Origin of the sequence: Pontibacter akesuensis (assembly GCF_001611675.1) — a bacterium.
GTDB classification, from domain to species: Bacteria; Bacteroidota; Bacteroidia; order Cytophagales; family Hymenobacteraceae; genus Pontibacter; species Pontibacter akesuensis.
In genome coordinates, this window is sequence record NZ_CP014766.1 from 3,000,350 (window position 1) to 3,013,103 (window position 12,754).

General features: G+C 51.3%; 12 protein-coding genes. 10 read left to right on the plus strand and 2 right to left on the minus strand.

Annotation, left to right across the window (positions count from 1 at the left end):
- The first annotated feature begins 98 nt into the window (after positions 1–98).
- The 5 genes from A0W33_RS12865 (at position 99) to A0W33_RS12885 (ending at position 6,512) form a co-directional block, all read left to right on the plus strand.
- Positions 99–695 carry an LURP-one-related/scramblase family protein gene (locus tag A0W33_RS12865; RefSeq protein ID WP_068838542.1) on the plus strand — a complete coding sequence of 199 codons (597 nt, stop codon included), beginning with the start codon at positions 99–101 and terminating at the stop codon, positions 693–695.
- Positions 696–802: 107 nt separating this feature from the next.
- A complete protein-coding gene (locus tag A0W33_RS12870) occupies positions 803–1,375 on the plus strand; it encodes a pentapeptide repeat-containing protein (protein WP_068838543.1) in 573 nt (190 codons plus the stop codon).
- A gap of 741 nt (positions 1,376–2,116) precedes the next feature.
- Positions 2,117–3,148, plus strand: a complete 1,032-nt coding sequence (locus tag A0W33_RS12875; protein WP_068838545.1) for a quinone-dependent dihydroorotate dehydrogenase — start codon at positions 2,117–2,119, stop codon at positions 3,146–3,148.
- A gap of 74 nt (positions 3,149–3,222) precedes the next feature.
- Positions 3,223–5,841 (plus strand): FtsK/SpoIIIE family DNA translocase, encoded by a 2,619-nt coding sequence (locus tag A0W33_RS12880; RefSeq protein ID WP_068838547.1) that lies wholly within the window; start codon positions 3,223–3,225, stop codon positions 5,839–5,841.
- 26 nt (positions 5,842–5,867) lie between these two features.
- Positions 5,868–6,512 carry a LolA family protein gene (locus tag A0W33_RS12885; protein ID WP_068838549.1) on the plus strand — a complete coding sequence of 215 codons (645 nt, stop codon included), beginning with the start codon at positions 5,868–5,870 and terminating at the stop codon, positions 6,510–6,512.
- 84 nt (positions 6,513–6,596) lie between these two features.
- Here A0W33_RS12885 and A0W33_RS12890 read toward each other — a convergent pair whose 3' ends face one another.
- Both A0W33_RS12890 and A0W33_RS12895 read right to left on the minus strand, forming a co-directional pair.
- Entirely contained in the window at positions 6,597–7,001 is a 405-nt protein-coding gene (locus tag A0W33_RS12890; protein ID WP_068838550.1) for a hypothetical protein, read from the minus strand.
- Positions 7,002–7,072: 71 nt separating this feature from the next.
- Positions 7,073–7,588 carry a hypothetical protein gene (locus A0W33_RS12895; protein WP_082815229.1) on the minus strand — a complete coding sequence of 172 codons (516 nt, stop codon included), beginning with the start codon at positions 7,586–7,588 and terminating at the stop codon, positions 7,073–7,075.
- Between the two features lie 125 nt (positions 7,589–7,713).
- Between A0W33_RS12895 and pyrF the strand changes: the two genes are divergently transcribed.
- The 5 genes from pyrF (at position 7,714) to A0W33_RS12920 (ending at position 12,715) form a co-directional block, all read left to right on the plus strand.
- A complete protein-coding gene (gene pyrF / locus A0W33_RS12900) occupies positions 7,714–8,541 on the plus strand; it encodes an orotidine-5'-phosphate decarboxylase (protein WP_068838552.1) in 828 nt (275 codons plus the stop codon).
- A gap of 115 nt (positions 8,542–8,656) precedes the next feature.
- A complete protein-coding gene (locus A0W33_RS12905; protein WP_068838554.1) occupies positions 8,657–9,544 on the plus strand; it encodes a DUF6414 family protein in 888 nt (295 codons plus the stop codon).
- A gap of 75 nt (positions 9,545–9,619) precedes the next feature.
- Entirely contained in the window at positions 9,620–10,087 is a 468-nt protein-coding gene (locus A0W33_RS12910) for a YehS family protein (protein WP_068838556.1), read from the plus strand.
- 43 nt (positions 10,088–10,130) lie between these two features.
- The gene (locus A0W33_RS12915; protein WP_068838558.1) at positions 10,131–11,420 is read left to right on the plus strand and encodes a DUF2851 family protein; all 1,290 of its coding nucleotides are present in this window, start codon (positions 10,131–10,133) and stop codon (positions 11,418–11,420) included.
- Positions 11,421–11,422: 2 nt separating this feature from the next.
- Complete coding sequence (locus A0W33_RS12920) at positions 11,423–12,715, plus strand: hypothetical protein (RefSeq protein WP_068838560.1); 1,293 nt, start codon at positions 11,423–11,425, stop codon at positions 12,713–12,715.
- Positions 12,716–12,754 lie beyond the last annotated feature (39 nt).

The window sequence follows — 12,754 nt, forward strand, 5'->3', positions numbered from 1 at the left end:
GAAAGGCAACCTGTATAGGTTGCCTTTCCTACTGTTACCGGACTCAAGCAGTACAACAGGACAACAGCAACTCACACTTTTTGACATACACGCGCTACATGCAAAACATTCAGTTCCCGCTCACCTTTACCTTTAAAATTTCCACCTTTTCCAACGACTTTGTCATACAGGATGCCAGCGGCGACACGATCAGTTTTGTGCGGCAGAAGCTTTTCAAATTTATTGAGGAAGTGAACGTGTACAGCGATGAATCCAAGTCGGAGGAACTGTACAGCATCCGGGCAAACAAGTGGCTGGACTTCTCAGCGGCCTATGCCTTTACCGACTCCTCGGGCAGGGAAGTGGGCAGCGTAGCCCGAAAAGGGTGGGCGTCGCTGTGGAAAGCCCGCTATGAAATTTACGACGCGCACAAGAACCAGGACCTGCTCATTCAGGAAGAAAATGGATGGATAAAAGTAGCTGACGGTATATTGGGGGAGATTCCTATACTTGGGTTTTTCACCGGCTACCTGTTCAACCCGTCTTACCTGATTACCCGCCCCAATGGCGATGCGGTGGCAAGGCTGGAGAAGAAGCCTTCCCTCTTTGGGCGCCGCTTTACCGTTACCAAGATCGGCGAGTTTGAGGAGGGCGAGGAGGAGCGCGCCATACTTAGTTTGATGATGATGATTTTGCTGGAGAGACGCAGGGGCTAAGTATAAACTCCCTATACTCGGCCTGGCAAAGTATAGTCAGCCAGAAGGCATAAGCACGGTAGAATGGAGGTTAATTAAAGTATAAAAAGGAGTAAAGTATAAAAATTATGGAGGCACTCCTGCACGAGGGGAAGACGTTCGAAAAGATCAGCTATTCGGGAAAGGAGGTAAAGGGCCGGGAGTTTGAAGGCTGTACCTTCAGGCAGTGTGACTTCTCGAACAGCAATTTCTCGCATAACCGTTTTGTGGATTGCCAGTTTATTGGTTGCAACCTCGCCATGATGAAGCTGAACGGTACTTCGCTGCGGGATGCAATTTTTGAAGACTGTAAACTGACAGGAATCAACTTCCATGAGTGCGAGGATTTCCTGTTTTCCGTTCAGTTTGAGGGCTGCATTCTGGACTATGCTTCTTTTATGAAGAAGAAAATGCCGAAAACGAAGTTCAGCCATACTTCCCTGAAAAACGTGGACTTCTCAAACGCTAACCTCGCCGGAGCGATGTTCGACAACACGAACCTGGAGGGCGCTGTTTTCAGCCGGACAGAATTGAAAGAAGCCAACTTTCTCACCGCTTACAATTTCAACATCGATCCGGAGATCAACAGCCTCACCAAAGCCAGGTTCTCGCTGCACGGTATCCCCGGCTTGTTGACAAAGTATAAAATCAGAGTGGAGTAAGTATAGGTTGGTAGCAGGCTTAGTGTACGATTAATTGCCTTCAATGGAATTTGCCACCCCTAGCCCCTCCTAGGAGGGGAATTTCTGAAACTGCTGTTTCTCAAGTATGAGTTTAATAGCTGACGGTATGGCGCGGACAGGTCGCGACCTGTCCCTACAAGTTCTATAATGGAAGGGAGCGTAAGCAGTAGCTACCTGAACCGATTCCAGTCGTTGGGTTGAGCGCCTTGTAATTGATGCGGTGCCCGCTAGGGCAGCCCGCAGCGGAGCGAGGAGCAGCTTCAATTGCGCAGCGCGATGCCCGAGGACGAGGCCTCGCGGCCGTGAGCGCTCCAAAGTATAAAGCGAAGCGTTTGGTGTTTGGGAGCTGGAGGATGAACAGCGGCTAGATAAGATAGCTTGAATGAAGTTACAAGGAGCAGCGGCTATGGAAGTATAAACTGCAGTAAGCAAAGGCAGCTAAAGGCACAAGCGGACGCTTGCGCCAGGTAAGTAATCCAAGAGGATCAGCATAAGAAAAGTACTTTTAAGTATAAATGCTACAGCTTCTCAGGTCCCCTCTCCCTAACCCTCTCCCCAAGGGGCGAGGGGATTCTTTAAGATAACCTTCGTCGAATAATCTATGAGTGAGGTCGTTGTATCAAGATAAAGTTGTTCTGAGCAAAACTTTATCCTTCATCACCTTCTATCCTAACCCCGGCATCTTATCTTTGCAGGCAAGTATAACTAACCGCCAACGCCGTGTATAAAAGCCTGCTGCGCCCGCTGCTCTTCCAACTCGATCCCGAGAAAGTCCATTACCTCACCACCGATGCCCTGCGTGCTTCCATGAAGCTGCCGCTGGCCCGTAACATCAGCCAAAAAATGTTCAAGGTGGAGAATGCACGGCTGGAGCGGGAACTGTTTGGGCTGAAGTTTCCGAACCCGGTTGGCCTGGCCGCGGGCTTCGATAAAGACGCCAAACTGGTGGATGAATTGGCAGAGTTGGGGTTTGGCTTTGTCGAGATCGGAACATTGACTCCGAAGCCACAGTCAGGCAACGACAGGCCGCGCCTGTTCCGCTTGCCACAGGACCAGGCCATCATCAACCGCATGGGCTTCAACAACGAGGGAGTGGATGCGGCTGTGAGGCGCTTGGAGAAGCGCAAAAGCAATGTGATTGTGGGCGGCAACATCGGTAAAAACAAAGTAACGCCAAACGAGGAGGCCCTTAGCGACTACATGTACTGCTTTAAGGCGCTGTTTGATGTGGTGGACTATTTTGTGGTGAATGTCAGTTCGCCTAACACGCCTGACCTCCGAGCCCTGCAGGACAAGGAGCCGTTGCAGCGGCTGCTGGTAGCGCTGCAGGAGCAGAACCAGAAAATGCGTAAGCCAAAGCCGCTGCTGCTCAAAATAGCCCCCGACCTGAACCTCGAGCAGCTCAACGACATCATCGAGATCGCCACGGAGGCCAGGCTGAGCGGCATCATCGGCACCAACACCACCGTCAGCCGTAAGGGCCTGCTGACACCGGAAGCGCGGGTGCAGGAAATTGGCATGGGTGGCCTGAGCGGGAAACCACTGACCATACACTCCACGCAGATCATCCGCCACCTGCGCACGTTTCTGCCGCCGGAAATTCGCCTGATCGGCGTAGGCGGCATTATGACGGGAGCGGACGGCGTAGAGAAAATCCATGCCGGTGCCGACCTGGTGCAGCTTTATACAGGCTTTATCTATGAAGGGCCATCTCTGATCAGCCAGATCAATAAAAAATTACTTTCCAGATAAGCCAGATTAAGACACTTTGGGCAAGGCAATGCCACTAAAAAGTGTAAATTTGAGATTCTAAAGTAGCAGATAGTATGGCTAAGAACACTTACAGAAACGACACAGTGCAGGCAGGGCGGAGAAACGAGGCGCGTAGTAAGAACGAGCCACGCATGACCAACGTGCCCAAGGGGGAGAAGCCGAAAAAGGCGAAGAAAAAATGGTCTTTCCGTATTCCCACGCCCAAACTGAACCTGACACCCGCCTTTTTCAAGGACCGCCGCTTCAGATTATCGATTGGGTTCACGTTTCTGCTGTTATCCCTTTTCCTGACCATCGCCTTCGTATCGTACCTGTTCACCGGCCATGCCGATCAGAGTGTGGTGGAGACCGTGAGCGGAACCGGGCTGAAAGAGTCGGGCAAAGAGGCGGAGAACTGGCTAGGGCTTTTTGGAGCCTGGCTGTCGCACATCTTTATAAACGACCTGGTGGGCATTGGCGCCTTTTTCTGTATCCCGGTTTTCTTCTTTACAGGGGCTAAAATCGTTTTTAAGCGCGTAAACGTGTCGTTGAGTTATGTGCTGGGGCTGTGCAGCTTCTGTATGCTGTGGTTAAGCCTGGCCCTGGGCTACGCGGTGTTTGCCTCACAGGCCATCGACAAGTATGGCTTTCTGGGCGGCTCCATCGGGATCGAAACGGCCATCTGGCTTAACAGCCTGATTGGCTGGGGCTCCTGGTTGCTGTTGGGCTTTTTGCTGCTGGTTTTTGTAGTAAGCTACTTCAACGTGACAAGTATAAGCTGGGGATCATCTGCTGCGCCAGCCACTCTGGCTATGGAGGGTGCCGGTGCCGATAAAAACTACGCCGATAACCTGGGCGACGTGCTGGGTGGCCGGGCAAACAGTGTAAACCACAATGCTGACCCAACTGCTTCTCTGGAGTATGAGGAGGAAGAATACGAAGATGAGCTGTTTGATGAGGAGGAGGACGAGGAGATAAACCGTGCCCTGGAGATGGAACTCAGTACGCTTGCCGCAAAGGAAGAAACTCCTGTTGCGCCTGTGAAGCCTGCTGCACCTGCCCTGGAATTAGATATAGAGCTGCCGGAAGACCTGGAACTGGAAGAGGAGTACTACGAGGAAGAACCAGAAATGGAACTGGAGGTAGAGGCGGTAGAGGAAGAGGAGAGTGGCTCCGGCGCAATGGAGAACTACGACCCCACACTTGACCTGGCCAGCTACAAATACCCTACCCTCGACTTGCTGACCGACTACGGCGCCAGCAAAATACAGGTAACCAAAGAGGAACTGGAGGCAAACAAGAATAAGATTGTGGATACGCTGGGCCACTACAACATCAGTATTGCCAGCATCAAAGCCACCATCGGCCCAACCGTTACGCTGTACGAAATTGTGCCGGACGCCGGGGTGCGTATATCCAAGATCAAGAACCTGGAGGACGATATCGCGCTTAGCCTGGCAGCGCTCGGTATTCGTATCATCGCTCCGATTCCGGGCAAAGGAACGATCGGTATTGAGGTGCCGAACACCAAGAAAGAGATGGTTTCCATTAAGTCAATCCTTTCTACCGAGAAGTTCATGAAGAGCGATATGGACCTGCCGATCGCTTTCGGTAAGACCATCACCAACGAAGTGTTCATCACGGACCTGGCCAAAATGCCGCACTTGCTCATGGCGGGTGCCACGGGACAGGGTAAGTCCGTTGGATTAAATGCTATACTTACTTCGCTGCTGTACAAGCGCCACCCATCGCAGCTTAAGTTTGTGCTTGTCGATCCGAAGAAGGTGGAATTGTCACTGTTCAACAAGATTGAGCGCCACTTCCTGGCCAAGCTGCCGGATACAGACGAGGCCATCATCACCGACACGAAGAAAGTGGTGAACACGCTCAACTCGCTGTGTATGGAGATGGACATGCGCTACGATTTGCTGAAGGATGCCGGTTGCCGTAACCTGAAGGAGTATAACCGCAAGTTTGTGGAGCGCAAGCTGAACCCGAAAAAGGGCCACCGCTTTATGCCCTTCATCGTGCTGGTAATTGACGAGTTGGCTGACTTGATGATGACCGCCGGCAAAGAAGTGGAAACGCCGATTGCGCGTTTGGCACAGCTGGCACGTGCCATTGGAATTCACCTGGTGGTGGCTACGCAGCGTCCTTCTGTGAACGTGATCACGGGTATTATCAAGGCCAACTTCCCGGCGCGTATCTCCTTTAAAGTAACTTCAAAGATTGACTCCCGCACGATTCTGGATGCCGGTGGTGCCGACCAGTTGATTGGCCAGGGGGATATGCTCTTCTCCATTGGCTCAGACATGATTCGTATCCAGTGTGCGTTTGTGGATACGCCGGAAGTAGACCGCATCTGTGAGCATATCGGCAACCAGCAGGGTTACAGTGATGCCTACCTGCTGCCTGAGTTTGTGGGCGACGAAAGCGGCAACGAGAAAGCCGACTTCGATCCAAGCAACCGCGATCCGTTGTTTGAGGAGGCAGCCCGCATTATTGTGCAGCACCAGCAGGGCAGTACCTCGCTGCTGCAGCGCCGCCTGAAGTTGGGCTACAACCGCGCCGGCCGCCTGATCGACCAGTTGGAGTCTGCCGGTGTGGTGGGCGCCTTTGAGGGCAGCAAGGCGCGCGAAGTTTTAATTCCGGACGAATACAGTTTGGAACAGTTATTGAATACCCTTGGGTAGAACTATAACAGGTACCTAAAAACGATATGAAAAAGTTATTCTCTCTATTGCTGGTTGTGCTTTTATTCGCTTCGGTGGCAAGTGCACAACAGGACCCTCAGGCAACAAAAGTACTGAATGCCATGAGCCAGAAGTATAAGTCGATGAAGGCTTTCAAGGCCGACTTCGCTCAGACGCTGGAAAATACTTCGGCCAATGTAAAGGAAACTATGAAGGGCAGCGTTACGGTTAGCGGCGACAAGTACCGTTTGGGCGTGAGTGGCCAGGAGATTATCAGCGATGGCAAGACCATGTACACGTACCTGAAGGATGCCAACGAAGTGACGATTACCGAATCTGATCCTGAGGCAGAGGCCATGGCGCCGAGCCGCATTTTCGACATGTACAAGAAGGGCTACAAGTATAGCTATGTTGGCCCGGAGACGAAGGATGGCGTGAAGTATGATGTAATTGAGTTGGCGCCGGAAGACCGTAAAAACCCGATTTACAAGGTGCGTCTCTACATCAGCCAGAAAGACAAGACCTTGAAGAGCTGGCAGATGTTCCGTAGCAACGGCAACCGCTATACTTATACTATCAGCAACTTCCAACCCAACCCAACCCTTGCCTCGGATGCTTTCTCCTTTAACAAGGCCAAGTATAAAGGCGTAACGGTGGTTGATTTAAGATAATCAGGTATAAAAATACCTAAAACAGAAAAGGCTGCTCCGGTTGGGGCAGCCTTTTCTGTTTTAGGTTGGGGTGTGAAGCGCGTTTTAAGCGCCTGCACCAGATACAACAATGGTTTTGGTGATAAACTTGTCTTCCCCAGCCCAGAATTTTAAGGTATAGGTGCCGGGCTTTTCAGGCGTGAAGCGGTAGGAAACCTCGCGGGTGGGCAGGTACATGGCGCAGGCCTCGCCCACATAAACAGGGTATACCTTGATAGTGTAAACCAGTTGATCCATACTTACCGCAAACTCACCGAACTGCCCACAGCTGTTGTTCACTACAAAGTATACCGTGGCGGTCACGGGCTCTCCGACCACCGCCGTTTCAGGTACGTCTACTTTAGAAACCATTGCCGGATATTCGTTTCGTGGCTTTACCTCCTCATTATCGTTGGAGCAGCTAAAGCCGCAGAGCAGGAATAAGGCGAAGAGTGACAGGATGCGTATCATGAGTTTATACTTTAAGAGTATGCCTTTAAGTGAGTTGATGAAATATAGGTTCGTTCAGAGAAATTTAAGCACTAATAAGCAGCATAATTTAGAATGAGATTCATACGGCTCACCTGGCTCTGCTGCACCTGAACTGGATTAATGCCGCCCTGCCCATCAAAACCGTTGGCATACAGCTTTCCTTCTTCTACGATGAAAACAGAGTACTTACCCGGTGCCAGTTTTGCCTGGTAAAATCCTTCTTCGTCTGCTTCCACGGAAAGTATAGGCGAGCCCTGCGGATTGAAATAAGTCGGCTCCTGTGTTTTTGCCTCCTGCAGCGTGGTGTAGGAATAAATCCTGATTGTTCGTTTTACGGGATACTCTTTGCATGTGGTACTGGCGGGGACCATAGGCATACAATTGCCTTCGATTAAAGTAAGTGTTCCGGCAATTCCCTCCTCAATGGTTATTTTGTCGCTGTTTAATTCATAAAGAGCCTCGGAATCGTTGAGCCACTCATCCGCGACAGCAGCCTCCTCTTTGCTGCACGAAGAAGCAAAGAGTGCCATGCATATTCCTACAAGTATAAAGTATGCTGCTTTCATAGTATCCTGTTTATCTATACGACCCCGCTGCCGGGCAAAAGGTTGCAAGTACGGAAAGGCGGATTTAAGTTTCTCCCTTGGCTTCAAATTTATACTTTTGTACAAACCATACAGCCGGCACACCCATGACAAGAGCGCAGCTTTTTGAGCAAATCCTGAAAAAGAAATCTTACCTGTGCGTCGGCCTCGACACGGATCCGCTGAAACTGCCGGAGCACCTGATGGACACCGAAGATCCCGTTTTCGAGTTTAACCGCCAGATTGTAGAGGCCACTGCCGATCTGTGTGTGGCATACAAGCCCAACATCGCTTTTTATGAGGCACAGGGGCCACAGGGCTGGGTAAGCCTGCAGAAAACACTGGAGGTAATTCCGCCTGATATTTTCACCATTGCCGATGCCAAGCGCGGTGATATCGGCAACACCTCGGAGCTCTACGCCCGCGCCTTTTTCCAGCAGATGGCTTTTGACTCCATCACAGTTGCCCCTTACATGGGAGCCGATTCCGTGAAACCGTTCCTGAAGCAGGAGGGGAAATGGGTGATACTGCTGGCCCTTACCTCCAACGCCGGCAGCCAGGATTTCCAGATGCTGCGCCTGCACGACGGCCACGAAGAATACCTGTTTGAGCAGGTTCTCAGAACCAGCTCCGACTGGGCCACCGCCGACCAGATGATGTATGTGGTAGGAGCCACCCGGGCAGACTATGTGCAGCGCGTACGCCAGCTAATTCCGAATCATTTCCTGCTGGTGCCCGGCGTAGGCGCACAAGGCGGCAGCCTGGCAGAAATCTCCCGGTTAGGCATGAACCAACAATGCGGGTTGCTGGTAAACTCCACCCGCGCCATCATCTACGCCTCCTCAGGCAAAGACTTCGCAGAAAAGGCCCGCGCGGCAGCGCTGGAAGTGCAACGGGAGATGGAGGCGTTGCTGGAGGAGTTGCTGGTGAGGTAACGTTCGATTTTCTAAAGATTTATAAGCTTTTGATATATAGTATATTAGTTAGTCCGGTTTCGTTTAGCTGCTTATATTAGGTGGCTAAACGGAATACTCCGTTTATACTCTAGTTATGCAAAATAGACTTATGAATAAATATCCAATCCCTTTCTATCTTAATCAGAAGTTTGTCTTTGATATAATTGCAATTGCTGAAGATGGGTTTTCATCTATACAAACTATAAAGTCTTCCGATACAGCAGAAAACTCAAAGGAAAATCGCATAAAAGGCGAAGTAGGTTTAAATAATGTTTTTGCTTTTTTAGGAGTCTCTATCGGTGGTGATAATGCTAATAAAAGGGTACAAGGCAATTCCCGAGAATTAGAATTTCAAAAAGTACACACGCCTAATTCTTTGTTTGCGAAAATGAGAGCATCATTAACTGAAACGGGAATAATAAGAAAAGAGAATTTCATGCAAAGTTCTTCAGGTGAGTTTGTCGAATTCAAAGCGATATTAAGGAAAAATCCCATTATTGATAACTTAGAAAGTTACTTTTCAATATTTAGAATGGCTTTGAGTTTTGATGATAAACCACAAGGTAAACCTCAAAAACAAGAGCAGCAGAACAACAGAAAAATGCTTGAGCAGTTTGAAGGTTTGGTTAATCAACTCAAAACGGAAGGCAGTCTAGATCTAGTAGGTGAACATTTGGGGGAAGAAGCCTTCAGCACAGTATTAACAATTGATAGAGATTATCTAAATGACCCCTCACTAAGCGACATTGCAGATGGTGAGTTTACAATTCTAGGGAAAGTGATAAAGGTAATCAATCAAGAATCTGGCGGCTCTATCAATCTTCTAAGAAAGACAAGTCTAAGTAAAGTAAATGATGTGTTGTTAAGTCAAATGTTTTCTGGGTTCCAAAATCTTGACCAGCACGGATTGAAAAATGCGGATTTCAAAAGAGAAGTAGAAGCTCCAGTAATTCAGGTAGTACCCATAGCAATATTTACATAAACTAATTAAGCATAACCACATCTTTACGGTAGCTACGCCACCGCAAAGTCAAGTACCGTTAAAATCCTTTAAACCATGAACAATAACGATATACTACGCCGCATCCGGTACACTTTTGACTTCAGCGATTCTAAAATGATAGAGTTGTTTGGCTTGGCGGGCCGTGAGGTAACGCGGGCGCAGGTCAGCGATTGGCTCAAGAAAGACGAAGACCCGGAAGTGAAGGAACTGGACGACGAGCACCTGGCTGTTTTCCTGAACGGGCTCATCAACGACAGGCGCGGCAAGAAAGAGGGGCCGCAGCCGGAGCCGGAGAAGCGCCTGAACAACAACATCATCTTCCGGAAACTGAAGATCGCCCTCGATCTGAAAGACGAGGATATTCTGCATATTTTGGAACTGGCAAATTTCCGCCTGGGCAGGCACGAGCTGAGTGCGTTCTTCCGCAACCCAAGCCAGTCCCAGTACCGCGATTGCAAGGACCAGGTGCTGCGCAATTTTCTGCACGGCATGCAAATTAAATACCACGACGGCACCAACTAAACGATAGCGCCTTAAGCAAGCCCATCAGCCATACTTTTGAAATGTGAAAGAGGACTTCCTGCACTATATCTGGCAGCATCAGTACTTTGCTAAAGCGGACCTGGCCACCACAGATGGCCAGGCGCTGCAGGTGCTGCGTGTGGGGTTCTACAACACCGATGCCGGGCCGGATTTCAGGGAGGCCTTACTTCGGGTGGGGGAGGTGGAGTGGTCGGGCAGCGTGGAGGTGCACCTGAACGCTTCGGATTGGCACCGCCACCAGCACCAGCACGACCAGAAGTACGACCAGGTGGTGCTGCACGTGGTGTGGGAGGCAGACGTGCCGGTAACGCGCACAGATGGCACACTGGTGCCGGTGCTGGAACTGCAGCAGCGCGTGGACCTGCGTCTCCTGCAGACGTACGAGATGCTGCAGCAGGCGAAGAATCCTATTCCGTGTGCCGCTTTCTGGCCCGAGGTGCCGGAGATCACAAAGAAGCTAATGCTGGAGCGGGCACTGGTGGAGCGGCTGGAGGAAAAAGGGGAGCAGGTGCTGCAAAGCTACCGCAGCTACGGCAACGATTGGGAGCAGGCAACTTACGAGGCGCTTTTACGGAGCTTTGGCTTTAAGATTAACCAAGCGCCATTCGAACAATTGGCTAAAGCCCTGCCGCTACCCGTGGTGCGCAGGCACCAGCAGAATCTGCTGCAACTGGAGGCCCTTCTGCTGGGGCAGGCAGGCTTTTTAGCGGATGCCGCAGATGCGTACGCGCAGCAGTTGCAGCGGGAGTACACGTTCCTGAGCCACAAGTATAACCTGCAGCCACTAGCCCTGCAACGGCACCAGTGGAATTTCCTGCGGATGCGCCCCGCCAACTTCCCGACCGTAAGACTGGCCCAACTAGCGGCGTTGCTGCACCAACAGCAGGCGCTCTTCTCCCGCTTGCTCGAAGCGGACACCGTCAAAAAATATGAGCAGCTTTTCCAGGCGCCGGTGTCGGCTTACTGGCAGCGGCATTACCTGTTTGGCAGGGAGAACAAAGCTCCTGCTACACGCATGGGCAAAAGCAGCGCACAGAATCTCATCATCAATATTGCCGTGCCGCTATTGGCCGCCTGCGCCAATTTCAGTGGCGAGAATACCTATTTAGAGCGGGCTGTTAGCTTGCTGGAGCAGCTGCGGGAAAGCAGTAACAAGTACACACGCCTTTATGAGGCGCTTCGCTGGCACGCCAAATCAGCTGCCGATAACCAGGCAGCCCTAAGCCTGTACAAGCGCTACTGCCAGCCAGTGAACTGCATGCACTGCGCCGTCGGCAACAAAATAATGAAGCAAAACAGCTCTGCCGCGTGAGTATGCTGCTGGTTTATCTGCTGAACCTGCTCGTGCTAGGCACACTGGTGTGGAGGATGTGGCGGCAGCCGTGGGCACAGGAGCTGCGGCCATACTTCGTGCCGGCGCTGGGGCTCAAACTGCTGCTCGTTGTGGCGCTTACCTATCTCTACTACGCTGGTATACTGAGAGGGGACCGCCATACCTATCACCTGGCAGGTATAAAATTGTGGGAGTACGCACAGCAGGAGCCGCTTGCCTATATGAGGTTGCTCTTCTTCAATTCATTTGAAAATGAAGCGCTAAGAAACGCCTTACCCTTTACGCAATACCCGGACTACTCCAATTCCTTTTACTTTATAAAAGTGGTAAGCGTGCTCAACCTGCTTACCGGCGGCAGTTATCTCCTCAACAACCTGTACCTGACCATCTATGGCTTCTGGGGCAGTGCCTACCTGGTGGCGGTGCTGGCGCGGCTGTTTCCAAAGTATAGAGCAGCCGGCGCCGTGGCTTTCCTTTTCTTCCCGACGGTGCTGTACTGGAGCGTAGGCCTGATGAAAGACCCAGTAATGTATGGCAGTATGTGCTGGCTGACGGGTGCGGCTGTTTCGCTGGCGCATGGGTTTAGGTTTAGGCGCTGGCAGCTACTGCTGCTGCCCCTGCAACTCTACATCCTGCTTAAAATTAAAATGTTCTATGCTGCCCTGCTGCTGCCGCTCCTGCTGGTATATGTTCTGGTACAGCGGCTGCAGGTGCGGTTTACCTCTTTACAGACGTTACGGGCGCAGGTTATTTGTTATGGGGCAGTGGTGGCAGGTGCCTTGGTCTTAACAGCTCTTGTGTTCCGGGAGAAGCTGCTGGTAGATTACGTGCCACAGTTTATTTATGAAAGCTACACCGGAATTCTGCCGCGTGCCCAGCACCGGCCGCACGTGCTGCTGGAGGGCTTCGAGCCAAGTATAAAGAGCCTGCTGCTGCACTATCCAGAGGCGGCATTAAGCGCAGTTTACCGCCCGTTCCTAGGCGAATCGTGGGATATTCTCTTTGTTCTGAGCAGCTTGGAGAACCTGCTGTTGCTCGGCCTTACGTTACTTGCCCTGGCAGCGGCGTTCCGGAAGGGTGCCCATTTAGACATCACACTGCTGCAGGTGGTGCTGTTGGTGTTTGTGCTGGTAATGGCGGGCGTAGTGGGGCTGGCGACGCCTAACTTCGGCACGCTGAGCCGCTACCGGCTTGTGTTTCTGCCCTTTCTGGTATACCTGCTGCTGCAGAATGTGTATGCCCAGCGCCTGCTGTACTGGCTGCGTCTGCGGTAGCCTGCTTTTAAACTCCCGCACTTCTTCGTACCTTTGCGC

What these genes read in the sequence shown, in the direction of transcription:
- A0W33_RS12895 (WP_082815229.1), bottom strand. Translation starts at nt 7,588, where the DNA reads ATGAAAGCAGCATACTTTATACTTGTAGGAATATGCATGGCACTCTTT.
- A0W33_RS12910 (WP_068838556.1), top strand. Translation starts at nt 9,620, where the DNA reads ATGAACAATAACGATATACTACGCCGCATCCGGTACACTTTTGACTTC.
- pyrF (WP_068838552.1), top strand. Translation starts at nt 7,714, where the DNA reads ATGACAAGAGCGCAGCTTTTTGAGCAAATCCTGAAAAAGAAATCTTAC.
- A0W33_RS12880 (WP_068838547.1), top strand. Translation starts at nt 3,223, where the DNA reads ATGGCTAAGAACACTTACAGAAACGACACAGTGCAGGCAGGGCGGAGA.
- A0W33_RS12885 (WP_068838549.1), top strand. Translation starts at nt 5,868, where the DNA reads ATGAAAAAGTTATTCTCTCTATTGCTGGTTGTGCTTTTATTCGCTTCG.
- A0W33_RS12865 (WP_068838542.1), top strand. Translation starts at nt 99, where the DNA reads ATGCAAAACATTCAGTTCCCGCTCACCTTTACCTTTAAAATTTCCACC.
- A0W33_RS12870 (WP_068838543.1), top strand. Translation starts at nt 803, where the DNA reads ATGGAGGCACTCCTGCACGAGGGGAAGACGTTCGAAAAGATCAGCTAT.
- A0W33_RS12890 (WP_068838550.1), bottom strand. Translation starts at nt 7,001, where the DNA reads ATGATACGCATCCTGTCACTCTTCGCCTTATTCCTGCTCTGCGGCTTT.
- A0W33_RS12905 (WP_068838554.1), top strand. Translation starts at nt 8,657, where the DNA reads ATGCAAAATAGACTTATGAATAAATATCCAATCCCTTTCTATCTTAAT.
- A0W33_RS12920 (WP_068838560.1), top strand. Translation starts at nt 11,423, where the DNA reads ATGCTGCTGGTTTATCTGCTGAACCTGCTCGTGCTAGGCACACTGGTG.